The following is a 23,541-nucleotide window of genomic DNA, read 5'->3' on the forward strand; positions in this document are numbered from 1 at the left end:
TAAGAATATCTTGCGCTATTTTTAACAGTCGTTCAATCTAAAACGGCATCTTCGGATGCCAAAGGGAGGAACATCAATGACTGCGAAAACGGACGGGGCGCCTGCGGGCGCCACGGCGGAGACATATGCGCTGATCGGGGCCGGGCCGATGGGGCTGGCGATGGCCAAGGTGCTGCGCGAACAGGGGATCGCCTTTCAGGGATTTGAGCTGCATTCCGACGTGGGCGGGCTTTGGGACATCGAGGCACCGCGCTCGACCATGTATGAAAGCGCGCATCTGATCTCGTCCAAGACGATGACGGAATTCACCGATTTTCCGATGCGCGAGGAGGTGGCGGAATACCCGTCGCACCGTGAAATGGCGCGGTATTTCCGCGAGTTTGCCAAGGCCTATGACCTGTACCGCGACTATGCGTTCAACTGCGAAGTGCTCAAGGCCGAACCGCTTGGGGAGAGCGGCGACGGCTGGCGGGTCACCTGGCGCGACGGGGAGGGACAGGAGCAGAGCGCGCGATTTGCGGGCGTCCTGATCGCCAATGGCACATTGTCGGAGCCGAATGTCCCGCAGTTCAAAGGCCAGTTCGACGGCGAGATCATCCATTCGGCCCAGTACCGCCGCCCGGAGCAATTCGCAGGCAAACGGGTGCTGATCGTGGGGGCGGGCAATTCCGGCTGCGACATCGCGGTGGATGCGATTCATCACGGGGTGAGCTGCGATATTTCCCTGCGCCGGGGCTATTATTTCGTGCCGAAATACGTGTTCGGACGGCCCGCCGACACGCTGGGTGGGGCGGTGACCCTGCCGATGTGGCTGAAGCGTCGGGTGGACGGGTTCCTGCTCAAATGGTTCGTCGGCAATCCACAGAAATACGGCTTTCCGAAACCGGACTACCGGCTTTATGAGAGCCACCCGGTGGTGAATTCGCTGATCCTGTTTCACGCCGGGCATGGCGACCTTAAGGTGCGTCCCGACATCGAGCGGCTCGACGGCAAGACGGTGCATTTCACCGACGGTTCTCAGGCCGAGTACGACATGATCCTGACCGCGACGGGCTATCTGCTGCACTATCCGTTCATCGACAAGGCGTGGCTCAACTGGCAGGGCGCCGCGCCGCATCTTTATCTCAATTGCATGCACCCGGAGCGCGACGATCTTTTCGTGCTGGGCATGGTGGAGGCCTCGGGGCTCGGCTGGCAGGGGCGGCATGAACAGGCGGAGATGGTGGCGCGCTATATTCGCGGGCTGCGGGAGGGGCGCACGTCGGCGCTCGAATTGCAGGTCGAGAAAGCCGCCGGATACGCGCGGGCGACGGGCGGGGTGGCCTATCTCAAACTCGCGCGCATGGCCTATTACGTCGACAAGGCGACCTATCGCAAAGCCGTCACCGGCTGGATCCGGGCGCTGTCGAAGGGGGCGGCATGACGGATCTCGACAGTATCGTTCTGAATTTCAGCCCCACGGGGCTTCTGGTGATGAACGCCATTCTGGCGATTGTCATGTTCTCGGTCGCGCTCGATCTCAAACCATCGGATTTTGCCCGGCTGTTGCGCGCGCCGAAGCCACTTTTGGCCGGACTTGTGTCGCAATTCGTGGTGCTGCCGGCGCTGACCTTCGCGATGATCCTCGTGCTGCAACCGCAGGCCTCGATTGCGCTTGGGCTGATCCTCGTGGCGGCCTGCCCGGGGGGCAATATTTCCAATTTCATCACCCATCGCGCGGGCGGCAACGCGGCACTATCGGTGTCGATGACCGGGTGTGCGACCATGGGCGCGATTGTCCTGACGCCGCTCAACATCGCCTTTTGGGGGCAGCTTTACGCGCCTTCGCGGGAGATCCTGAGCGCGGTGGCGATCGATCCGGTTCGGATCGGGATCACGGTAAGCCTGATGTTGCTTTTGCCGCTTCTGGCGGGGATTGCGCTCTATCGTTACCGACCGGAGATTGCGCATCTGATCCGCCGCCCGCTGCAAAGCCTGTCGATGCTGATCTTTCTCGGCTTCATCGTGCTGGCGCTGGCGGCGAATTGGGCGGTGTTTCTGAACTACGCCCGCTACGTGATCCTGATCGTGGTTCTGCACAATGCGGTGGCGCTGGCGGGGGGCTATGCCACGGCGCGCCTTGCGCGCGTGTCGCCCTATGACCGGCGGGCGATCACCATCGAGACCGGAATTCAGAATTCGGGTCTGGGGCTTGTGCTCATTTTCGGGTTTTTCCATGGCCTGGGCGGCATGGCGGTGATCGCAGCACTTTGGGGCGTCTGGCATGCGATCTCGGGGCTTGTTCTGGCACGGCTCTGGTCGCGGACGGAGGCGGTGCGATGACCAAGGTTCTGGTGACGGGGGCCGCCGGGGCGGTGGGATCGGCGCTTTTGGCAGAGCTTGCGGGCAAGGGGATGGAGGTCGTCGCGACCGATCTGCGCCCGCCTGCCGATCTGCCGGAGGGGATGCGGTTCGTGGCGCTCGATGTCGGGGGAAGCGATCCGGATCGGGTGATCGGGGCGGAGCGCCCGGAGGTGGTGATCCATCTTGCCTCCATCGTCACACCGACGACGCGCGAGGTGGCGCATCGGGTGGATGTCATCGGCTCGCGCAACATTCTCGACGCCTGCCTGGCGCATGGGGTGCGGCGGCTGGTGGTGACCTCGTCGGGGGCGGCCTATGGCTATTACGCCGACAATCCGGTGCCGCTTCGGGAAAGCGATCCGGTGCGGGGCAATCCCGAGTTCGCCTATTCAGATCACAAGCGGCAGGTCGAGGAGATGCTGGCGGAGGCGCGCGGCACGCGGCCAGAGTTCGAACAGGTGGTGTTTCGGGTGGGGACCGTGCTGGGCGCGGGGCTTGAGAACCAGATCACTGCGCTGTTTCACAAACCGCGGCTTTTGGCGTTGAGCGGCTCGGAAAGCCCGTTCGTGTTCATCTGGACCCGCGATCTGGCGCGGATTCTGGCGCGGGCGATCGCCGAGGGGCCGGTCGGGATCTACAATGTTGCGGGGGACGGGGCGCTGGGCGTTTCCGATCTGGCGCGTGCGCTGGGCAAGCCTGTGTTGCGCCTGTCGCCCTGGGCCATTCGTGCGGCTTTGGCCGTGGCGCATCCGCTGGGCCTGTCGCGCTACGGGCCGGAGCAGGTGCGGTTCCTGCAATATCGTCCGGTGCTCGACAATACCGCGTTGAAAGAGCGGTTCGGCTATGTGCCGGAGCTTACGAGTGCGGAAGTGTTCGATCTCTGGCGCAAGGCGGCGGGGCTATGAAGACGGCGGTGATCACCGGCGGGGCCGGGGGGCTCGGTCGGGCGCTCGATGCGGGGCTGCGGGCGCGGGGCTGGGCGACGGTGCTGATCGATCTGCCGGGGCCTGCGCTTGAGGCGCTGGAAGAGGTGCCGGGGCGTCGGGCCTATGGCTGCGATCTGACCGATGCGGCGGCGTTGCGCCATGTGTGTGCGGAGATCCGGCAGGCGGTCCCGAGCGTCGATCTCGTGATCTACAATGCGGGTGTGACCCAGATCGGGGCCTTCTCCGAACTGTCGGAGGGGAGCCACCGCAGGCTGTTCGAAATCAACTATTTCGCGGCGGTGAATATGGCGCAGGCGTTTCTCATGGACCTGCGACGGGTGCGGGGGACGCATCTGGCGATGTCGTCGGTGGCGGGGTTTTCCCCGCTGGTGCGGCGCACGGGCTATGCCGCCAGCAAACATGCGCTCGAAGGGTTTTTCAAATCGCTGCGGGCGGAGGAAAAGCCCCATGGCGTGCGCTGTGTCATCGCGGCGCCGAGTTTCGTGGCGACCAATCCGGGGCAGGCGGGGATACGCGACGGGCTAAGCCGACCGGGATCGGCGCGGGACACGGTCGATGCGATGACGCCGGAGCAGGCCGCGACGGAGATTTTGCGCGGCCTGGAGCGAGGCCGCGAGTTCATTCCTGTGGGGCGCGTCGCGCGGCTGTCCTTTTGGCTCAACCGGGTGTGGCCGGGGCTTTTCGCGCGGCTGATGGCACGCAATATCCGGGAGGAGTAAAGGCCTCAGGCGAGGGCGTGTTCGCCTTCGGCGGGCGTGGCGCGATCAGGGGCATGCGATTGCGCCCGCAGACCGTAGAGCAGGGCCGACAGCAGGAGCAGTGTCACACTGCCGATCATCGGGAAGGTCACAAGTCCGAGCCAAAGCGGCATGCCGATCCCCAGCCCAAGTCCGGTGGCGAGCGCTGCGGTGAGCAAAGAGAGGGAAAGCAGTCCGACGAGCATGGCGCAGTCCTTTCGTTCAGAGCGTTTGGGTCTAGGCGTTTGATTCAAGGGTTAAGAGGCCGGTGTTTCCATATATTCCGGCATATTCCGGCGGGTTGGTGACCACGCTAGGCGGCGATCTGGGCACAATCATGGCGTGGGAAAGGTTGAAATTCGATTAAAGGCCAGAAAAGACCGTCGAATTTTAAAGACATGAGGTTCCGGCCTACGACAAAGCCCCGCCGGAGCGGGGCTTTGTTGCGATGTCGTTTCGGGCCGTCAGCCCATGTCTCATCTCTGTGTCACTCGGCCCATTCCCAAGGGTTGGTGAAGCGGCCCAGCACATGGGAAAGCCGATCGGCCTCGGACTTGGCAGCAGGATCGACCCGGGCGACGAGGCCGCGTTTCTTGTCGTCGATCACCTGGGTGACGCGGGCGGTGAGACCTTCGGCCTCCAGAGCGGCGTTGTAAATGCGGGTGATGGCCCGCTTGCGCAGATCCGGTTTGAACACCTTGCCAACGGCGGTTTTCGGCAGTTCGTCCATGATCTCGACATGTTTCGGGATCGCGGCGCGTTCGTGGATGTGAACCTTGGCATAGGCCATCAGCTCGTCCGCCGTGACGGAAGCTCCCTCCACGAGTTCGACATAGACACAGGGCAGCTCTCCCGCATGCGCATCGGGCTGGCCGATGGCCCCGGCCATGGCGACGGCTTCGTGTCCGGCGAGTGCCTCTTCGATCTCGGCGGGATCGATGTTGTGCCCGCCGCGGATGATCAGATCCTTGGCGCGGCCGGTGATCCAGACATAACCGTCGGCGTCGATCCGGCCCAGATCGCCGGTGCGCAAATAGACATCATGGTGGAACAGGTCGTGATTCTTGTCCTTCTCGGTATAGGTCGAACCGGGGAAGACGCCGGGGCTGTCGATACAGATCTCGCCCACCTCGTCCACGGCGCATTCCACCGGACCTTCGGCGGTGTGGCGCAGGATTTTCACGTCGGTGTGCGGGAAGGGAATGCCGACGGAGCCGATTTTCTTCGGCCCGCCCACCGGGTTGACGGAGACGAGACAGGTGGCCTCGGTGAGGCCGTAGCCCTCGACGATCTCGACGCCTGCGGCTTGTTCGAAGCGTTTGTAAAGCTCGACGGGCAGCGGCGCGGAGCCGGAGAAGGCCATGCGGACGGAGGAAATATCGGCATCCACCGGGCGCTGCATCAGGACCGAGACGGCGGTCGGCACGGTGATGATGAAGGAGATTTTCCAGCGCTCGCAGAGTTTCCAGAAATTGTCGAACACGCCCTCGCCGCGATAGCCCGCAGGGGTCGGATAGACACCATGGGCGCCGGAGGCGATCTGGCTCATCACGATCACCTGACAGGCGAAGACGTGGAACAGCGGCAGCGGACACATGATATTGTCCCGCTCGGTGAACAAAAGCCGCGACCCGAGCCAGCCGTTGTAGATCATGCCGGAATATTTGTGCTGCGCGACTTTCGGCATGCCGGTGGTGCCGCCGGTGTGGAAATAGGCGGCGACGCGGTCTTCGCGGATGTCTTCGAAGGTGAGCTTGTCACCGGGATATTTCGCCAGCTCGGTGTTGAAATCGAGCATGTCGGCGTGATGCGCCCGCGCGTCGTCGTTTTTCGGACGGATGAACGGCACGATCCATTTTTTCGGCGGCGTGAGGTAATGCAGCAGATCGACCTCAAGCACGGTGTTCACATTGGGCGCATGGCGCACCGCTTCGGCAACCTTCTGAGCCACGTCGGTTTTCGGGAAGCTTTTCAGCGTCACCACGACCTTGGCATTGGTCTCGCGCAGGATGGCGGCGATCTGTTCGGGTTCCAGAAGCGGGTTGATCGGGTTGACGATCCCCGCGACCATGCCGCCGAGGAAGGTCAGCACCGTCTCGTTGGCATTGGGCAGGATATAGGCGACCACATCGGTCTCACTGACGCCGAGCGCGCGGAACATGTTCGCGGCTTGGGTGGTCTTGTGAAGCGTCTCCGACCAGGTCAGGGTCTCCGCCTTGTCCTTGGGACCGGAGGTGATCTGATAGGAAAACGCCGGACGCGCCCCGAAGGCCTTTGCGGTTTTCAAAAGGCGTTCGTAGATCGTGACGGGCACATCGCGGTCTTCCCACGGCATTTCCGCGTCAATGGCGTTGCGCGCCTGAAGCGAGCTGAAATCGGATGGCATGCTGTCCTCCCCTTATGCCGCCGTGCGGTGCGTTCCGGCACGTGCGTCTCCTCGCGGTCATGATGCGGGCAATCCCCGCACCGTGCAAGAGCACCCCCGGGGCGAGAAACGCAGCGTCATGCGACGAAATTCCCCCTTGGACGCCACGTCAGATTTTAGATCGCCCGGTCAGGAACAGTGGACGAACCCCTTGCGCCTGACTAGTGTGCGCGCACTCTGAATACGTCAAAGGAGCGGTGCGATGAAAGAGGTTGTGATCAGCGGAACGGGTGTTTTTACGCCGCCCTATGCAATTTCCAACGATGAACTGGTCGCGTCGTTCAACGCCTATGTCGATCTTTTCAATGCGGAACACGCAGACGAGATCGCGGCGGGGACGGTGGAGGCGAAAAGCTATTCCTCTTCGGAGTTCATCTTTGCGGCTTCGGGTATAGAGCAGCGGTATGTGATGGAAAAGGACGGGATTCTCGATCCGACCCGGATGTGCCCGCACTATGCGCCACGCTCGGACGAGGAGCCTTCGCTGATGGCGGAGATGGCCGTCGATGCCGCGGGGCAGGCGCTTGCGATGGGTGGGATTGAGGCCGCGGATATTGACCTGATCCTCTGCGCAGCGTCCAATATGGAACGCGCCTATCCGGCGATGGCCGTGGAGATTCAGGCGCTTCTGGGGGCGGGCGGCTTTGCCTTTGATATGAATGTCGCCTGTTCCTCGGCGACCTTCGGCATCCAGACGGCAACGGACATGATCCGCGCAGGGTCGATCAAGCGCGCTTTGGTGCTGTGCCCGGAGATCACCTCCGGCCATCTCGAATGGCGCGACCGGGATTGCCATTTCATCTTCGGCGATGTGGCTACTGCCGTGTTGTTGGAGGCCTCGGACGTGGCTGCGAAGCCGCAGTTCAAGGTGCTCTCGACCCGCTGCGCCACGCAGTTTTCCAACAATATCCGTAACAACAACGGCTTCCTGCGCCGGGCGCACGACCAGATGGAAGACCGACGCGACATGCAGTTCATGCAGAACGGTCGCAAGGTGTTCAAGGAGGTGTTGCCGCTGGTGTCGCATCACATCGCGCAGCATATGGAAGAGGAAGGCCAGGACCCGACCGGGCTCAAACGCATGTGGCTGCATCAGGCGAACAAGTCGATGAACGATTATATCGGCAAGAAGGTTCTGGGGCGCACGCCGGAGCCGGAAGAACAGCCGAACATCCTTCAGGACTATGCCAATACCTCGTCGGCTGGCTCGATCATTGCCTTTGCGCAGCATCACGACGGGATGAGCGCGGGCGATCTGGGGCTGATCTGCTCGTTTGGGGCGGGTTATTCGGTGGGCTCCGTGGTGGTGGAGAAGCTTTAGGACTTTGAAAGGAGGCTATTGTGGGCCATCAGAACAAAGAGGATATCGAATTTGTTCTGGAAGAATATTTGCGCTTCGCAAGTATGGGGGCCGATAAACCTCAAGAAATGGACATATTCGATGTATTGAGCCATCTTCCTGGTGCTCACGGTCATGGTTGGCATGTGATTGGTTTGGTTGCAATGAGGCGTTTGCAACGTACAGCGGAAAGAGCGCTTTCACGAAGCGGATATGTTGGGCGTGTTGATCCACAAAATGTGCTGTCCAACTTGAAACAAGCTATAACCACACGCTTTTTGATTGAAAAACGTGAAGTTTCAGAGAGAGAAGCGGATCGGGCCGTAAGCTGGGCCATAAAGGAAGCGGCCAAAGACCTGGTGAACTTGGTACATTTTTTGCCATGTCACTTGGGGGATAGTCCGACCCCTGACGAGTTTGTTATCGGCCCTGTGCGTTTCATGAAGAGAGAAGTTTTCGAAAATGAAATTGCTTCTCTCAAAGAGGATTATCTTTCTAATATCGGCAAGGAGCTCAACGAAGCTCAAAAAGATCTCGAGTATATACAGACCTATTATTCTTCTTTTGGTTGGGTGGCCTCAATTAACATTGAGGAATGTGATAAGGCTATATCTAGTCAGCGCGCCAAATTGTTGGTGCAAACGTCACTTGATTGTGTGCATCTCATGCTCGGACGTCGTTTTACCAGACATTCACGAATGGCGGGCCCTGAATTCTCAGTGGACCGTCGGGGATTGTTCAAGATCAAGGCTGGAGAACTCTCGACAAGTTGGTCTGTAAATTGGCGTACTGACAAGTTCCCTCAAGAATGGTGGCTGAAATGGAATGAGGATGTGTGGAAGGAGTTGCTTGGCCTTATGGGGCTGGCTCTCACAGAAGGGAATGCTATTCCGGCTGCTTCTCCTTATGCTCAAAGGTTCACAGATGCGCTGACGTGGTATGGAGAAGCTGTACGCGATGAATTCAGGGCTTCACGGCTCGTAAAATATGTGACCGCTATGGAGCGCATTCTTATCACGACAAAGGAGAGAGATCAGACCAGTGTTTTTGTCAAACGTGGGGCGGCTCTGTCGTATCAATTTCAAACGGATGACCTTGAAACACTCGAGAAGAGATTTCGAAAAATATACGATTTTCGCTCCAAGTTGTTGCATGGATACCGGTCTCCCGTGGAAGCTGGCTTAGGTCAGGAGCTACGGGATGCTGAGCATTTAACTCGGTCAGTTATGTATGGTACGCTTCTTTTTTATGGTGAGAAAGGCCTTGCCGACAAGGTGGAGGATAAGGAGCGTCTTGAAGAGGCTTTTGATCGCCTTACACGTTGGGCCTGCAACGAAGATGCTTTAAGCACACCTTCCGGATGCGAGGAAACGGGCGGACAATCCTTAGCATTCTCTAAGCTTTAGAGTGGCTGGTTGAAAAGCTCTTAGCTGAGATGCTTTCCAACTCCGCTTTCTCACTCTCAAGCGGCAGGGCGTTTTGCGCATATGCGAGCGCGCGCTCTGCCATGTCTTGGGCGGCGCGGGCGATCTCCGGGTCGGGCGCGTCCGTCAAGGACAAAAGGCAGCGGCGCAGGGTGCGGGTGACTTCGATCTGACCGGCGCCGTCGCGGGCGGTGGCGGCAAACGCCGCCTGAATGAGCGCCGAGGCCGAGGGCGGCGGGCAGAAGACATGCGGCGCGCGCACCGTGTCGGTGGGCGCGATGTGGGAGGCCTCCCAGAACAGCGCGGTCATCCGGGTCACGGCGTCGATCGCGGTGCCGGGATCGTTGACGCCGGGGGAGAGGGCTTTCGAGGAAATTTCCGACAGGGTGCTGAGGCTGAACTCCGCGTCGATCTCATGGGTGCGGGTTGTGCCGATGACGAAGGCGCGGGCCATGGCGTCGAGATCGCTGTCGGGCGACATGCCGGAGAGCTGGGCGAGCGCCGTGCCTTCGAGGACGAAAGCGCCGGGGCGGTGCAAAATATAGACCAACCCGTGGTCGCCTGCGCAACTGTTGAGCGCGCGCGTGTCGATGAACTGGATATAGCCGGTTTTCGGAGCGCGGAGCGGCGATGTTGCCTCCGGCAGGATCGTCTCGGGCGTCAGAGGGTTGGCCCCCAATGCAGGGTCTTTGCGCAGCGCCGCCATGCTGCGCCGCGCTTCCGTTTCGGCCAGATTGAGACTGTTGTCGAGGCTGCCGAGTTGGCTCAGATGCTCGATCCAGCGCAGCATGGCGATGATGATCACCACCACGACGACAATGGTGAGCGCCATCACCACCACCGCCTCGTCATCGCCGTAAACCTGCGTGCGGAACAGGATGATCGTGCTCAGTGCAAAGATAAACGCGCCGATGAAGGCGGAGAGCACGGATTGGGTTGTGGTGTCCTGCAACAACAGGCGGTGAATGCGCGGTGTGGCGGTATTGGCCGCCGAGGTATGCGCGCTGACCATGACGTTGAGGGTAAAGGTCGAGACCGCCAGCATGGACGAGGCGAGAATGGTCAGGACCGGCATCACGGCAGCGGTGTCGATGCGCTGGGCGAGTTCTTCGGGGATATAGCGGCGCAGGATAAGGGTGATCAGCGAGACGGCGAGCGACATCAGCGCATAGAGCGTCACCCGGAGCCAGAGCGCGTGATAATAGCGCCGGAAGAGCAACAGGGGTTTTCTCAAAACGTCGAGCATCTCATGCCTTATGCCTTTGGGGTCCCTTTTATGATGGCTCAACTTTCCGGCGGATCAAGGCGGTAACCTTCTGCCCAAAGCTCGCAGATGAACAGGGTGGCGGCCTCGAAACACCGGTGCGACAGCGCGTGGAGCACGGGTTCGTGCCAACCGGAGAGATCGGCGCCCACGGTGATCAGGGCAAAGACGGCTTCCATCGGATCGGGGGGAGCGGGTTGCGCCATCAGCGTTTTGAGCGCGTCATACGGGCTTTGCCGCTCGATCAGAAGGCACGCGATGATCCGTTCTTCGAGCCGATCCTGTCTTGTGCTCTCATCCAATGCGGGCGGTCCGTTTCCTCGTTACGACGCGGGCAAATTATCCAGATTGCGACGAAACAACCATCTTGTTGTTTCGCAAAAGGAAACGATAGGCGGAGAGGTGCACAGCAAAGCGCATATTTGCCAAATGCAAAAGGGCGCCACAAGATGTGACGCCCTTCGGATATATCGGCTGTGTTGCCGGATCAGCCTTGCGGGATGATCAGCATCTGGCCGGGGTAGATCTTGTCGGGATGGGAGAGCATCGGCTTGTTGGCCTCGAAGATCTCCATGTAGCGGTTGCCGTCACCGAGCGCGGTCTTGGAGATCGCCCAGAGCGTGTCGCCCTTTTTCACTTCGTGGAACACCGGGTCTGCGCCTGCGAGGGTGTCTTCGACAGCGGCGATGCCCGCGACATTGCCCGCCGCCATAATGATCTTTTCCTTGGTCGCCTGATCGCTGACCGTGCCACCGATCACCACCTTGTCGCCATCGACGGCCACTTCGACGCCTTCGGCCTCAAGCCCGAGCGCTTTGATTTCGGCCAGAAGGTCGTCCGCGTTCGGTTCTTCTTCTTTTTTGCCGAACACCTTCGTGCCCGCGTCTTTCACAAAGCTGAAAAGTCCCATCACTCATCTCCTGTCATAAGGGTTTGTCTGAGACTATCCGCCTTATGTAACCAAATGAAAACGGGAAATTTCCGGGTTACTCCCCGTTGGTGAACTGAAGTTTCGCGAGCCGCGCGTAGAGCCCGCCCTCGGCCACCAAGGCGTCATGAGTGCCGGTGGCGACGATCCCGCCGTTCTCGAACACAAGGATGCGGTCGGCTTTTTTCACGGTGGCGAGGCGGTGGGCGACGATCAGCGTGGTGCGGGTGCGGGCCATGTCTTCGACGGCGGCCTGAACGGCACGCTCACTCTCGGAATCGAGGGCAGAGGTGGCTTCATCCAACAGAAGGATCGGCGCATCGCGCAGGATGGCGCGGGCGATGGCGACGCGTTGCTTTTGCCCGCCCGACAGCATGATGCCACGCTCGCCGACGTAGGAGTCGTAGCCTTCGGGCAGTTTCGCGAGGAACTCATCGGCGGCGGCGGCCTTGGCGGCTTTGATCACCTCTTCCATCGGTGCGTCAGGGCGTCCGAAGCGGATGTTGTCGGCGGCGGAGGCGGCGAAGATTACCGGGTCCTGCGGCACGAGCGCGATGTGACGCCGGAAGTCGGCGCGGGCCATGTCGGAGAGTGGCATGCCGTCGATGGAGATGACGCCCTCCTGCGGATCGTAGAAGCGTTGCAGGAGCTGAATGATGGTGGATTTGCCTGCCCCCGAGGGGCCGACGAGGGCGACGGTTTCGCCGGGTTGGATGTCGAAGGAGACACCATCGAGGGCGGGCGTCGTCGGGCGTGAGGGGTAGAAGAAGCGCACGTCTTTGAAGGAGATCGCGCCTTTGGCGGGCAGGGGGTAGGGTTTCGGATCGGCGGGGTCCTTGACCGGGTCCTCGGAAGAGAGAAGCTCGACGAGGCGTTCGGTCGCGCCAGCGGCGCGCTGCAATTCGCCCCAGATCTCGGACAGCGCACCGGAGGCGCCCGCGACCATGATGGCGTAGATCACGAATTGCACCAGCTCGCCGATGGTCATGGCTTCGGTGCGCACGTCTCGGGCACCGATCCACAACACGCCGACCACGCCGGAGAAAATGAGCGCGATGACGATCACGGTCATGACGGCGCGGGTTTTGATGCGGGTGTGGGCGGAGGTGAAGCTTTTCTCGGTCACGCTGTCGAAGCGCGCGGCCTGTTGGGCTTCGCCGGTGAAGGCTTGCACGGTCTGGGCGGAGAGAAGGGCTTCGGAGGCGGTGCCGGAAGACGACGCGATCCATTCCTGGTTCTCGCGCGACAGTTTGCGCAGGCGACGGCCCAGAACCACGATCGGCACGATCACGACTGGGACGATCAACAGGACAAGCCCCGTGAGCTTTGCCGAGGTGAAGAGCATGAGGATCAGCCCGCCCACCATGATGAGCGCGTTGCGCAAAGCGACGGAGATCGAGGAGCCGATGACGGAGAGAATGAGCGTGGTGTCGGTGGTGATGCGCGACAGCACCTCGCCGGTCATGATGCGCTCGTAGAAGGCGGGCGACATGCGGATCATGCGGTCGAACACCGCCTTGCGGATGTCGGCCACGACGCGCTCGCCCAGACGGGTGACAAGGTAATAGCGCATGCCGGTGCCGAGCGCCAAAGCGCCGGCGATCATCAGGGCGGCACCGAAATACTGGTCGAGCAACACGACGCCTGCGCTCTGGAACCCGTCGACCACCCTGCGCACGGCGACGGGGAGGATCAGGGAGATACAGGCGGTGATGACGAGGGCGACGAGGGCCGCGACCATCAGCCCCTTGTAGGGCCGGATGAAGGGCCAGAGCGCACCCAAGGCACCGATGTGTTTCGATTTCTCGCGGTCAGCGGCATCCGTAAGCGTGCGGTCGGCGGCCATGTCCTGTCCTTCGTATATTTAAAGAGCGTATAAGGTGTTTGACTGATAGAGGGCCAAGGGGCAGGGCGCAACTCTTGTGGGGGCTGACGGGCAAATGGCCGGTGTTTTCCGTTGTTTTCGGGAACACGGTTGCATCACGGGGCGTGATATGTTGGATTACGGCCACGCTCCGCCGGATCGTGCCTCCTGATATATGTCCCGTGTTTTCGAGGATGGCTTTGAGGCGCTCTTTGATGGGCAGCGAACGGCATGCTGCGGAGAAATCGCCCAATTCGGGGTGGTGACTGGTCCTGAAACGCCAAGAGCGTGGGGATCGGAGAACTCACACGAAGTAAGCGGGAGTCCCCCTTATGAAAAACAATAAACTATTTGCGGCCAGTTTTCTGGCCTTGGGCACCATGGCCGGCGGCGCTTTCGCGGCGGAGGAATGTGGTGCTTTGAAAGTCGCTGAATTCAACTGGGCCTCGGGTGAGCTGATGGCCAATGTGGATGCGATCATTCTCGAAGAAGGGTTCGGCTGCGATGTCGAACTGATCAACGGCGGCACGAATACGCTGTTCGCCTCGATGAACGAGAAAGGCGAACCGCAGATCGCGCCGGAGCTTTGGACCAACGCGGTGCGCGAACCTCTTGAAAAGGCGGTCGAAGAGGGCAGTATGATCAAGCTGCTCGACGGTCCGATCACGGGCCTTGGCGAAGGTTGGTGGGTGACGCCGGCATTTGCCAAAGATCACCCGGAACTCGACACGGTCGAGAAGGTGATCGAACATCCGGAATTCTTCCCCTATGTGGAAGACGACAGCAAAGGCGCCTTTATGGGCTGTCCGTCGGGTTGGGGCTGTCAGCCAGCCAATGCCAACATGTTCCGGGCCTTCGACATGGAAGAAAAAGGCTGGACGCTGGTCGATCCGGGCTCTGCCGCCGGTCTTGAGGGCGCGATTGCCAAGGCAGCCGAACGCGATGAATACTGGTTCGGCTATTACTGGAACCCGACGGCCGTGGTCGGCAAATACGATCTGGTTTTCCTGCCGTTCGAAACCGAATGGGCGGGGTCTGAGAACTGGGACGGCTGCATGGTGAAATCGGTGGACGAATGCACCGATCCGAAACCGTCGAGCTGGACCAAGTCCGAGGTTTCTACGGTTGTGACCAAGGATGTGCCGGAGATCGCGCCGGAAGGTGTGCTCGATTACCTCAAGGCGCGGGTCTTCCCGGGCGAGGTGATGAACGAGATGCTCGTTTACATGACGGACAATCAGGCCATCGGCGAAGATGCCGCTTATGAGTTCCTTGAGAAACATGAGGACATCTGGACCCAATGGGTGACCCCTGAGGTCGCCGAAAAGGTCAAGGACGCACTTTGATCCGTCTGAATTTCTGATCATTTCGGGCCTGCGATACCCTCGCGGGCCCTTCCCTCTATATATAGGAGTGAAAACTTGCTGGAGTTTCTCACTGAATTTCCCTCTCTGGGCCGGAGCGATCTCTCGGCCTTCAAGCAGGGGATCGACGAAGGGTTTCGCACCTTTTCGCGCGCCTATGGCGAAGCGCTCGAGGCCTTCTTCAATCCCCTTCTCAAGTTTCTCGTCTGGTTCGAGAAGGTTCTGACCCACACCCCCTGGCCGATTGTCATTCTGGTGATCGCTTTGATCACATGGCTCGGCGCACGCAGCTGGAAGATCACCATCGGGGCCGTGCTGTCCCTTCTGCTCATCGGGTTCATGGGCATGTGGGAAGACACGATGGCGACGCTGGCGATGATCACGGTCGCGACATTGGTCTGTGTTGCCGTGGGCATTCCGATCGGCATTCTCATGTCGCGCTCGGACCGGGCGCAATCCATCGTGACGCCGATCCTCGACGTGATGCAGACGATCCCGTCTTTCGTCTATCTGATCCCGGTGGTGATGCTTTTGGGCATTGGCAAGGTGCCGGGGCTGATCGCGGTCTGTATCTATGCCATTCCGCCCATTGTGCGTCTGACCAATCTGGGCATTCGTCTGGTCGATAAGGATGTGATGGAGGCGGCCGATGCCTTTGGGGCCTCGTCGCGTGAAAAACTGTTCGGGGTTCAGATTCCGCTGGCTTTGCCCAATATCTTTGCCGGGGTGAACCAGACGATCATGATGGCGCTCTCCATGGTGGTGATCGCCTCGATGATCGGGGTGAAGGGGCTTGGCACGCAGGTCTTGCGGGCCATCGGCAACCAGTATCTGGCGCTGGGGCTGATGAACGGGTTGGCCATCGTGGCGCTGGCCATCATCTTCGACCGGGTGAGCCAGACTTACGGCAAACGCCTGCAAGCCTATCGGGAGACCGGCCATGACTGATCAGAGCATGACTGATGTAAATATGATGGGCGAGACCCCGAACGCAGACGTCAAAGTCTCGATCCGCAATCTTTACAAGATTTTCGGCGAAGACCCCTCTGGCGCTCTGGATCATGTCAAAGGTGGCACCACGAAACCGGAGCTGATGGATCGGCACAACCATGCGCTGGGCCTCAACAACATCAACCTCGATATTCCCGCCAAGGGGATTCAGGTGATTATGGGCCTGTCCGGGTCGGGCAAGTCGACGCTGATCCGCCACCTCAACCGCCTGATCGAGCCGACCTCCGGCGAGATCTGGATCGACGGGGAGGATGTCTTGGCGATGGATGCCAAGCAGCTCCGCGACCTGCGGCGCTTCAAGATGTCCATGGTGTTTCAGAAATTCGGCCTGCTGCCGCACCGCACCGTGTTGGAAAACGCGATGTACGGGCTGGAGATTCAGGGCGTCGATGGCAAAGAGGCGGAGGAGCGCGCACGCAAATGGCTCGATAGGGTCGGGCTTGCCGGGTTCGAGGATCAATATCCTTCGCAGCTTTCCGGTGGTCAGCAACAGCGTGTGGGTCTGGCCCGTGCTCTGGCGACGGATGCGGACATTCTCCTGATGGACGAAGCCTTCTCAGCGCTCGATCCTCTGATCCGCACCGATATGCAGTCGATCCTGCTCGAATTGCAGGAGGAGCTGCACAAGACGATCATCTTCATCACCCACGATCTCGACGAGGCGCTGAACATCGGCGACCAGATCGCGATCCTGCGCGATGGCGAGATCGTTCAGTCCGGCGATCCGCAGGACATCATCATGAAGCCGGCGGACGATTACATCACCGACTTCATCCGCGACATCAACCGCGCCAAGGTCGTGCGCCTGCGTTCGATTGCGAGGAAAGGCGAGACAGGGCAGGGGGCGACGCTCAAGGGCGGGATGTCCATCGAGCAGGCGCTGCCGAAACTCACCCGCGCGCCGGATCGCAAATGTCCGGTGGTGTCGATGAAGGGGGAACCCTTGGGGGCGGTGTCGCTCGACGATGCGATCAATGCGCTGAAGCCGCTGGAAAGCGACAGCGACGAGGATGTGCGCTACGCATAAACGGCGTGCTGGAGCGGGAACGGCAAAGGGCGGGGGAAACCTCGCCCTTTTTCATGGGGATTCATCTCCGTGTCATATGAGGCGGGAAAAATGGATGACGAGTCGGGGCGAGTCGCATCTGACACGGGGTGATTCAGGAAAATCACTCGCCTTACGCAGGGGCAATTTGAGCTGATTTGCACCCGCAAGGCGAAAAGCGACACGCGAGAGGCCGCGATTCATCGAGGTGATTCATCGAAATTGCCCCGAAACCCCGTTGGTGTGGGTTCGCCGATGCAGAAAAAACATGCTGCGATGCCAATAAAATAAGGTGTTTGGGGAAAAACTGTGGGGGGTGCATGCTTTTTTTGAAAAAAGCACTTGCGGCCCTCAGTCGTAAGCCTTAGAACCCCCTTCACCGGCGGCGCAGACAGCGCGGCACGGGGCGCCAGACGGACTGGCCGGGATGCTCGGAAGGGTTTCTTGGACGGGAAGCGAGGCAGAAAATTTGAGGCAGATCTGGGCGGGCGCGCCGTAAGTTAGGGCGCACTGGTCTGGTTTTTGTCTCTGGCTCTTTGAAATTGATAGATGAACGAAGAGATATGTGGGCGGTTTGGTCTTAACGACAAGAACGTCTGTATATCGCACTCTTAGAACTCAGGTTCGATGATAGAGTGTCAGCTTCACTGTTTGTCGGCTTTCGGTATCTTTTGGTACCAAGCACGAGAAACAGTTTCCTGGAACCTTAGCCGGTTTCAGGAGTGATGTGCAGAGGTTCGACGTCAAGGTTAGCATAGTAATATGCTTTCAACTTGAGAGTTTGATCCTGGCTCAGAACGAACGCTGGCGGCAGGCCTAACACATGCAAGTCGAACGAAGCCTTCGGGCTTAGTGGCGGACGGGTTAGTAACGCGTGGGAACGTACCCTTTGCTACGGAATAGTCCCGGGAAACTGGGTTTAATACCGTATACGCCCTTCGGGGGAAAGATTTATCGGCAAGGGATCGGCCCGCGTTAGATTAGGTAGTTGGTGGGGTAATGGCCTACCAAGCCTACGATCTATAGCTGGTTTGAGAGGATGATCAGCAACACTGGGACTGAGACACGGCCCAGACTCCTACGGGAGGCAGCAGTGGGGAATCTTAGACAATGGGGGCAACCCTGATCTAGCCATGCCGCGTGAGTGATGAAGGCCTTAGGGTCGTAAAGCTCTTTCGCCTGTGAAGATAATGACGGTAGCAGGTAAAGAAACCCCGGCTAACTCCGTGCCAGCAGCCGCGGTAATACGGAGGGGGTTAGCGTTGTTCGGAATTACTGGGCGTAAAGCGCGCGTAGGCGGATATTTAAGTCAGAGGTGAAATCCCGGGGCTCAACCCCGGAACGGCCTTTGATACTGGATGTCTTGAGTTCGAGAGAGGTGAGTGGAATTCCGAGTGTAGAGGTGAAATTCGTAGATATTCGGAGGAACACCAGTGGCGAAGGCGGCTCACTGGCTCGATACTGACGCTGAGGTGCGAAAGTGTGGGGAGCAAACAGGATTAGATACCCTGGTAGTCCACACCGTAAACGATGAATGCCAGTCGTCGGCAAGTATACTTGTCGGTGACACACCTAACGGATTAAGCATTCCGCCTGGGGAGTACGGTCGCAAGATTAAAACTCAAAGGAATTGACGGGGGCCCGCACAAGCGGTGGAGCATGTGGTTTAATTCGAAGCAACGCGCAGAACCTTACCAACCCTTGACATCCTGATCGCGGATTAGAGAGATCTTTTCCTTCAGTTCGGCTGGATCAGTGACAGGTGCTGCATGGCTGTCGTCAGCTCGTGTCGTGAGATGTTCGGTTAAGTCCGGCAACGAGCGCAACCCACATCCTTAGTTACCAGCGGTTTGGCCGGGGACTCTAGGGAAACTGCCCGTGATAAGCGGGAGGAAGGTGTGGATGACGTCAAGTCCTCATGGCCCTTACGGGTTGGGCTACACACGTGCTACAATGGCATCTACAGTGAGTTAATCTCCAAAAGATGTCTCAGTTCGGATTGGGGTCTGCAACTCGTCCCCATGAAGTCGGAATCGCTAGTAATCGCGTAACAGCATGACGCGGTGAATACGTTCCCGGGCCTTGTACACACCGCCCGTCACACCATGGGAGTTGGGTCTACCCGACGGCCGTGCGCTAACTCTTCGGAGGGGCAGCGGACCACGGTAGGCTCAGCGACTGGGGTGAAGTCGTAACAAGGTAGCCGTAGGGGAACCTGCGGCTGGATCACCTCCTTTCTAAGGATGTTTCTAGCTCCCGAGAAAGTTTACTTTCTCTCGACGTGAAACACTTAGCAGCTACATAGTAGCATAGATCAACAATAGTTGATCAAACTCGGCCAGGCCGTCCTCATATCTCTTCGTAAAGTATCACAGACCTACCGGTCTGGACTTGGGTCGGTAGCTCAGGTGGTTAGAGCGCACGCCTGATAAGCGTGAGGTCGGAGGTTCAAGTCCTCCTCGACCCACCACTAATTCGCTGAAACAGCGAGTATGGGGCCTTAGCTCAGCTGGGAGAGCATCTGCTTTGCAAGCAGAGGGTCATCGGTTCGATCCCGATAGGCTCCACCATTACCACTAAGATTACATCAGCAAGCACTGAGATCAGTGTTTGCTCGTCTAATCTTAGACGACAATTGACATCGTATAGAGAGATTAAATGCAACATCGTTGATCGCCCAAGTGAGGGTTGATCTCGGTCGCTTCCGCAAGGAAGGCGCATGACAGACCACATTCCCGGTCTCAGTGCGTATCGCGGCTGAAAAGATGATGTTGCCCAAGTCAAGTAAACTAACCAAGTTGCGGTTCTACGGAATTGCAGCGCGTTTCCGATCCCATACAAGATCGGAAGCGGGAAAGTATGCTTTTGGTCCTGAAAGTATAGAGTTGCTCTTACCAGCTGCAGCTCTCGTAAGACGTAAGTTTTGCTCTTTCTGGATCAAATCAAGCGCGAGAAGGGCGTTTGGTGGATGCCTTGGCAGTAAGAGGCGATGAAGGACGTGATACTCTGCGATAAGCTATGGGGAGCCGAGAATAGGCTTTGATCCATGGATTTCCGAATGGGGGAACCCACCTGACAGTTCGATATAATAGCTTAGGCTGCTTATATCTTGCTGAAACAGGTACTTTTAACCTGAACACATAGGGTTTTAAGAGCAAACCCGGGGAACTGAAACATCTAAGTACCCGGAGGAAAGGACATCAATAGAGACTTCCCTAGTAGCGGCGAGCGAACGGGAACCAGCCGAGCACGATGAGTGACTGGAACAGATTGGAAAGTCTGGCCATAGCGGGTGACAGCCCCGTACAGGAAGCTTTGAGTGACGTATTAAGTAGGGCGGAACACGTGAAATTCTGTCTGAAGATCGGGGGACCACCCCCGAAGGCTAAGTACTCCTTACTGACCGATAGCGAACCAGTACCGTGAGGGAAAGGTGAAAAGCACCCCGACGAGGGGAGTGAAACAGTTTCTGAAACCGGACGCCTACAAGCAGTCGGAGGGACCTCGAGTCCTGACGGCGTACCTTTTGTATAATGGGTCATCGACTTGGTCTTACGAGCAAGCTTAAGCCGTTAGGTGTAGGCGCAGCGAAAGCGAGTCTTAATAGGGCGCATGAGTTCGTGGGATCAGACCCGAAACCGAGTGATCTAGGCATGACCAGGATGAAGGTAAGGTAACACTTACTGGAGGTCCGAACCCACACCTGTTGAAAAAGGTCGGGATGAGTTGTGCCTAGGGGTGAAAGGCCAATCAAACTCGGAGATAGCTGGTTCTCTGCGAAATCTATTTAGGTAGAGCGTCATCCGAATACCCCGGGGGGTAGAGCACTGGATGGGTAATGGGGCCCCACAGGCTTACTGATCCTAACCAAACTCCGAATACCCGGGAGTACTAGATGGCAGACACACTGCGGGTGCTAACGCCCGTAGTGAAGAGGGAAACAACCCTGACCTCCGGCTAAGGCCCCTAATTCATGGCTAAGTGGGAAAGCAGGTGGGACGACCAAAACAACCAGGAGGTTGGCTTAGAAGCAGCCATCCTTTAAAGATAGCGTAACAGCTCACTGGTCTAGATAAGTTGTCCTGCGGCGAAGATGTAACGGGGCTCAAGCCATGAGCCGAAGCCGAGGATGCCGTAAGGCATGGTAGCAGAGCGTGGTGTGATATAGCTTCATGCCTCCTTAGTACTGATCTTCTTCGAAGACAGTTCATTGGAGGCTCGAAGCTTTCTGTGAAGCGGGCGCGTGAGCGATCCCGTGGAGAGATCACCAGTGAGAATGATGACATGAGTAGCGACAAACAGGGTGAGAGACCCTGTCGCCGAAAGTCCAAGGGTTCCTGCTTAAAGCTAATCTGAGCAGGGTAAGCCGACCCCTAAGGCGAGGCCGAAAGGCGTAGTCGATGGGAACCAGGTTAATATTCCTGGGCCAGAGAGAAGTGACGGATCGCAAAGGTCGTTCATCCTTATCGGATTGAATGGGCGGCTGAGCGGTCCCTGGAAATAGCCTCTCATTAGATCGTACCCTAAACCGACACAGGTGGACTGGTAGAGAATACCAAGGCGCTTGAGAGAACGATGTTGAAGGAACTCGGCAAAATACCTCCGTAAGTTCGCGAGAAGGAGGCCCAGTTTCTACGCAAGTATTGGCTGGGGGCACAAACCAGGGGGTGGCGACTGTTTACTAAAAACACAGGGCTCTGCGAAGTCGCAAGACGACGTATAGGGTCTGACGCCTGCCCGGTGCCTGAAGGTTAAAAGGAGGGGTGCAAGCTCTGAATTGAAGCCCAGGTAAACGGCGGCCGTAACTATAACGGTCCTAAGGTAGCGAAATTCCTTGTCGGGTAAGTTCCGACCTGCACGAATGGCGTAACGACTTCCCCGCTGTCTCCAACATCGACTCAGCGAAATTGAATTGCCTGTCAAGATGCAGGCTTCCCGCGGTTAGACGGAAAGACCCCGTGCACCTTTACTACAGCTTCACACTGGCATCAGGCACAACATGTGCAGGATAGGTGGTAGGCTTTGAAGCAGGGACGCCAGTCCCTGTGGAGCCTTCCTTGAGATACCACCCTTGTTCTGCTTGATGTCTAACCGCGACCCATTATCTGGGCCCGGGACCCTGTGTGGCGGGTAGTTTGACTGGGGCGGTCGCCTCCCAAAGAGTAACGGAGGCGCGCGAAGGTTGGCTCAGAGCGGTCGGAAATCGCTCGTTGAGTGCAATGGCAGAAGCCAGCCTGACTGCAAGACTGACAAGTCGAGCAGAGACGAAAGTCGGCCATAGTGATCCGGTGGTCCCGAGTGGAAGGGCCATCGCTCAACGGATAAAAGGTACGCCGGGGATAACAGGCTGATACTGCCCAAGAGTCCATATCGACGGCAGTGTTTGGCACCTCGATGTCGGCTCATCTCATCCTGGGGCTGGAGCAGGTCCCAAGGGTATGGCTGTTCGCCATTTAAAGAGGTACGTGAGCTGGGTTTAGAACGTCGTGAGACAGTTCGGTCCCTATCTGCCGTGGGTGTAGGATACTTGAGAGGAGTTGCCCCTAGTACGAGAGGACCGGGGTGAACGATCCACTGGTGGACCTGTTATCGTGCCAACGGTAGTGCAGGGTAGCTATGATCGGAAAGGATAACCGCTGAAGGCATCTAAGCGGGAAGCCCCCCTCAAAACAAGGTATCCCTGAGGGCCGTGGAAGACCACCACGTCGATAGGCTGGAGATGTAAGTGCAGCAATGCATTCAGTTGACCAGTACTAATTGCCCGATAGGCTTGATTTGATCCAGTAAAAGCAAAACTGCTCTTACTCAAACGAAATCAAAAGCATACACAAAACTTACTTGACTTGGACATAAGCTCATTATTCGGTTTGGTGGTCACAGCGTCAGTGAAACACCCGATCCCTTCCCGAACTCGGCAGTTAAGCACGATTGCGCCAATGGTACTGCGTCTTAAGACGTGGGAGAGTAGGTCACCGCCAAACCTAATAATCAGCTTATAAATCTCTCTTACGATGCTTCACACCTATTCGACCCTGACGCGGGATGGAGCAGCCCGGTAGCTCGTCAGGCTCATAACCTGAAGGTCGCAGGTTCAAATCCTGCTCCCGCAACCAAGGTCGAATAAATCCAAACATGCCCGTCCAGACGACTATTGATCCCAAGGATCAATCGCTTAACGTCTGAACCTCGTCAGGCTCATAACCTGAACGTCGTAGGTTCAAATCCTACTCCCGCAACCAAATATATCGCATATATACAACACTATAGCGCCCCAACGGGCGCTTTTGGCGTTGTAACTCCGCGCTACACATTCCCCAAAGAGTACAAACCGTTCCGAACATCCCCGTTTCCTCGTAAGCGTTGCATCTGACCCCCAGATTACCCTCTGAAACCTGACATCACATCCTGATAGCCTTCCTCCGAACCAGAGGACCGCAGCATGTCAGAACAACCCAGTATTCGAAACCACTACGGATTCTCGATTGAGGTCTATGCCGGTGGCCGTCGTGTCTGGCCGCCCAGCTTCAAGCGATACATTCGGGCGAAGATCGAAAGCGGAGAACTGACGACCGAAGACGTCACGAAAGAGTGTCGCGTCTCGAAATCGCTCGTTTACAAATGGCGCTCGGACGTCGCGCAGCACCGTGCGACCTTCGGTGTGCACCCAGCGAAGCCGATCTTTGCTGAAGTCATGTTGGATCATGCCGATGAGCCGTTGGCGGAGGAAATAACGCGAGAAGAGCCGATCCGGCTGAGAGGCGATGTCGTAGATCTCACGTTGCCAGCGACCTATCCCGTGGATGATCTTGCGAAACTCGTCCGTGCCCTCGAACAGGCGGGGCGGTGATCT

General features: G+C 58.4%; 16 protein-coding genes, 3 tRNA genes and 3 rRNA genes. 16 read left to right on the plus strand and 6 right to left on the minus strand.

Going from position 1 to position 23,541, the window contains the following annotated elements; genetic code table 11:
• Positions 1-76: 76 nt before the first annotated feature.
• From V1471_RS18340 to V1471_RS18355, 4 genes are read left to right on the plus strand one after another with little or no spacing between them, the layout of a single operon-like run.
• On the plus strand, positions 77-1,423 hold the full coding sequence (locus tag V1471_RS18340; RefSeq protein ID WP_434290686.1) for a flavin-containing monooxygenase: 1,347 nt from the start codon (positions 77-79) through the stop codon (positions 1,421-1,423).
• Positions 1,420-2,322 carry a bile acid:sodium symporter family protein gene (locus tag V1471_RS18345; protein WP_434290688.1) on the plus strand — a complete coding sequence of 301 codons (903 nt, stop codon included), beginning with the start codon at positions 1,420-1,422 and terminating at the stop codon, positions 2,320-2,322. Before V1471_RS18340 ends, V1471_RS18345 begins: the two co-directional genes overlap by 4 nt.
• On the plus strand, positions 2,319-3,248 hold the full coding sequence (locus V1471_RS18350) for an SDR family oxidoreductase (RefSeq protein WP_434290690.1): 930 nt from the start codon (positions 2,319-2,321) through the stop codon (positions 3,246-3,248). The genes V1471_RS18345 and V1471_RS18350 overlap by 4 nt, the downstream gene beginning before the upstream one ends.
• A complete protein-coding gene (locus V1471_RS18355; RefSeq protein WP_434290692.1) occupies positions 3,245-4,009 on the plus strand; it encodes an SDR family NAD(P)-dependent oxidoreductase in 765 nt (254 codons plus the stop codon). The genes V1471_RS18350 and V1471_RS18355 overlap by 4 nt, the downstream gene beginning before the upstream one ends.
• A gap of 5 nt (positions 4,010-4,014) precedes the next feature.
• Here the strand turns inward: V1471_RS18355 and V1471_RS18360 are convergent, their stop codons facing one another.
• Together V1471_RS18360 and V1471_RS18365 are read right to left on the minus strand one after the other, a co-directional pair.
• Positions 4,015-4,233: a hypothetical protein gene (locus tag V1471_RS18360; RefSeq protein ID WP_434290693.1), complete on the minus strand. Its 219-nt coding sequence runs from the start codon at positions 4,231-4,233 to the stop codon at positions 4,015-4,017.
• 281 nt (positions 4,234-4,514) lie between these two features.
• On the minus strand, positions 4,515-6,413 hold the full coding sequence (locus V1471_RS18365) for an acyl-CoA synthetase (RefSeq protein WP_434290695.1): 1,899 nt from the start codon (positions 6,411-6,413) through the stop codon (positions 4,515-4,517).
• Between the two features lie 241 nt (positions 6,414-6,654).
• Here V1471_RS18365 and V1471_RS18370 point away from each other — a divergent pair, with 241 nt between their 5' ends.
• A complete protein-coding gene (locus V1471_RS18370; RefSeq protein ID WP_434290697.1) occupies positions 6,655-7,773 on the plus strand; it encodes a beta-ketoacyl-ACP synthase III in 1,119 nt (372 codons plus the stop codon).
• Positions 7,774-7,793: 20 nt separating this feature from the next.
• Positions 7,794-9,197 carry a hypothetical protein gene (locus V1471_RS18375; protein ID WP_434290698.1) on the plus strand — a complete coding sequence of 468 codons (1,404 nt, stop codon included), beginning with the start codon at positions 7,794-7,796 and terminating at the stop codon, positions 9,195-9,197.
• Here V1471_RS18375 and V1471_RS18380 read toward each other — a convergent pair.
• The 4 genes from V1471_RS18380 to V1471_RS18395 all read right to left on the minus strand — a co-directional run bounded on the left by V1471_RS18380 (position 9,187) and on the right by V1471_RS18395 (position 13,253).
• Positions 9,187-10,461 (minus strand): DUF2254 domain-containing protein, encoded by a 1,275-nt coding sequence (locus V1471_RS18380; protein WP_434290700.1) that lies wholly within the window; start codon positions 10,459-10,461, stop codon positions 9,187-9,189. The two genes, V1471_RS18375 and V1471_RS18380, sit on opposite strands and share 11 nt — an antisense overlap.
• 38 nt (positions 10,462-10,499) lie before the next feature.
• Positions 10,500-10,781, minus strand: a complete 282-nt coding sequence (locus V1471_RS18385) for a hypothetical protein (RefSeq protein WP_434290702.1) — start codon at positions 10,779-10,781, stop codon at positions 10,500-10,502.
• Between the two features lie 185 nt (positions 10,782-10,966).
• Positions 10,967-11,389 carry a peptidoglycan-binding protein LysM gene (gene lysM / locus V1471_RS18390; RefSeq protein ID WP_434290704.1) on the minus strand — a complete coding sequence of 141 codons (423 nt, stop codon included), beginning with the start codon at positions 11,387-11,389 and terminating at the stop codon, positions 10,967-10,969.
• A 76-nt stretch (positions 11,390-11,465) separates the two neighbouring features.
• On the minus strand, positions 11,466-13,253 hold the full coding sequence (locus V1471_RS18395) for an ABC transporter transmembrane domain-containing protein (RefSeq protein ID WP_434290706.1): 1,788 nt from the start codon (positions 13,251-13,253) through the stop codon (positions 11,466-11,468).
• Positions 13,254-13,603: 350 nt separating this feature from the next.
• On the opposite strand from V1471_RS18395, the gene V1471_RS18400 reads away from it, so the two are divergent.
• From V1471_RS18400 to V1471_RS18445, 10 genes are all read left to right on the plus strand, one after another.
• Positions 13,604-14,617, plus strand: coding sequence for a glycine betaine ABC transporter substrate-binding protein (locus V1471_RS18400; RefSeq protein ID WP_434290708.1), 1,014 nt, complete (start codon positions 13,604-13,606; stop codon positions 14,615-14,617).
• Between the two features lie 75 nt (positions 14,618-14,692).
• The gene (locus V1471_RS18405) at positions 14,693-15,583 is read left to right on the plus strand and encodes an ABC transporter permease (RefSeq protein WP_434290710.1); all 891 of its coding nucleotides are present in this window, start codon (positions 14,693-14,695) and stop codon (positions 15,581-15,583) included.
• Positions 15,576-16,673: a quaternary amine ABC transporter ATP-binding protein gene (locus V1471_RS18410; protein ID WP_434290712.1), complete on the plus strand. Its 1,098-nt coding sequence runs from the start codon at positions 15,576-15,578 to the stop codon at positions 16,671-16,673. The genes V1471_RS18405 and V1471_RS18410 overlap by 8 nt, the downstream gene beginning before the upstream one ends.
• A 787-nt stretch (positions 16,674-17,460) precedes the next feature.
• Positions 17,461-18,928 (plus strand): 16S ribosomal RNA (locus V1471_RS18415).
• Between the two features lie 156 nt (positions 18,929-19,084).
• Positions 19,085-19,161 (plus strand) — tRNA-Ile (locus V1471_RS18420).
• 24 nt (positions 19,162-19,185) lie between these two features.
• Positions 19,186-19,261: transfer RNA gene (locus tag V1471_RS18425), tRNA-Ala, on the plus strand.
• Positions 19,262-19,631: 370 nt separating this feature from the next.
• Positions 19,632-22,469 (plus strand): 23S ribosomal RNA (locus tag V1471_RS18430).
• 88 nt (positions 22,470-22,557) lie between these two features.
• Positions 22,558-22,672, plus strand: a 5S ribosomal RNA gene (gene rrf / locus V1471_RS18435).
• Together the 16S, 23S and 5S rRNA genes with 3 tRNA genes alongside form the textbook arrangement of a ribosomal RNA operon.
• Positions 22,673-22,727: 55 nt before the next feature.
• Positions 22,728-22,804: transfer RNA gene (locus tag V1471_RS18440), tRNA-Met, on the plus strand.
• Positions 22,805-23,130: 326 nt separating this feature from the next.
• Positions 23,131-23,538, plus strand: coding sequence for a hypothetical protein (locus V1471_RS18445; RefSeq protein WP_434290713.1), 408 nt, complete (start codon positions 23,131-23,133; stop codon positions 23,536-23,538).
• The last annotated feature ends 3 nt before the right edge of the window (positions 23,539-23,541 follow it).

Source organism: Celeribacter sp. SCSIO 80788 (genome assembly GCF_051054295.1).
In the GTDB taxonomy this organism is placed as follows: domain Bacteria; phylum Pseudomonadota; class Alphaproteobacteria; order Rhodobacterales; family Rhodobacteraceae; genus Celeribacter.

Bases quoted from the DNA above. Each gene is read 5' to 3' on its own strand.
- V1471_RS18340 (WP_434290686.1), top strand. From the start codon at position 77: ATGACTGCGAAAACGGACGGGGCGCCTGCGGGCGCCACGGCGGAGACA.
- V1471_RS18345 (WP_434290688.1), top strand. From the start codon at position 1,420: ATGACGGATCTCGACAGTATCGTTCTGAATTTCAGCCCCACGGGGCTT.
- V1471_RS18350 (WP_434290690.1), top strand. From the start codon at position 2,319: ATGACCAAGGTTCTGGTGACGGGGGCCGCCGGGGCGGTGGGATCGGCG.
- V1471_RS18355 (WP_434290692.1), top strand. From the start codon at position 3,245: ATGAAGACGGCGGTGATCACCGGCGGGGCCGGGGGGCTCGGTCGGGCG.
- V1471_RS18360 (WP_434290693.1), bottom strand. From the start codon at position 4,233: ATGCTCGTCGGACTGCTTTCCCTCTCTTTGCTCACCGCAGCGCTCGCC.
- V1471_RS18365 (WP_434290695.1), bottom strand. From the start codon at position 6,413: ATGCCATCCGATTTCAGCTCGCTTCAGGCGCGCAACGCCATTGACGCG.
- V1471_RS18370 (WP_434290697.1), top strand. From the start codon at position 6,655: ATGAAAGAGGTTGTGATCAGCGGAACGGGTGTTTTTACGCCGCCCTAT.
- V1471_RS18380 (WP_434290700.1), bottom strand. From the start codon at position 10,461: ATGCTCGACGTTTTGAGAAAACCCCTGTTGCTCTTCCGGCGCTATTAT.
- lysM (WP_434290704.1), bottom strand. From the start codon at position 11,389: ATGGGACTTTTCAGCTTTGTGAAAGACGCGGGCACGAAGGTGTTCGGC.
- V1471_RS18395 (WP_434290706.1), bottom strand. From the start codon at position 13,253: ATGGCCGCCGACCGCACGCTTACGGATGCCGCTGACCGCGAGAAATCG.
- V1471_RS18400 (WP_434290708.1), top strand. From the start codon at position 13,604: ATGAAAAACAATAAACTATTTGCGGCCAGTTTTCTGGCCTTGGGCACC.
- V1471_RS18410 (WP_434290712.1), top strand. From the start codon at position 15,576: ATGACTGATCAGAGCATGACTGATGTAAATATGATGGGCGAGACCCCG.
- V1471_RS18445 (WP_434290713.1), top strand. From the start codon at position 23,131: ATGTCAGAACAACCCAGTATTCGAAACCACTACGGATTCTCGATTGAG.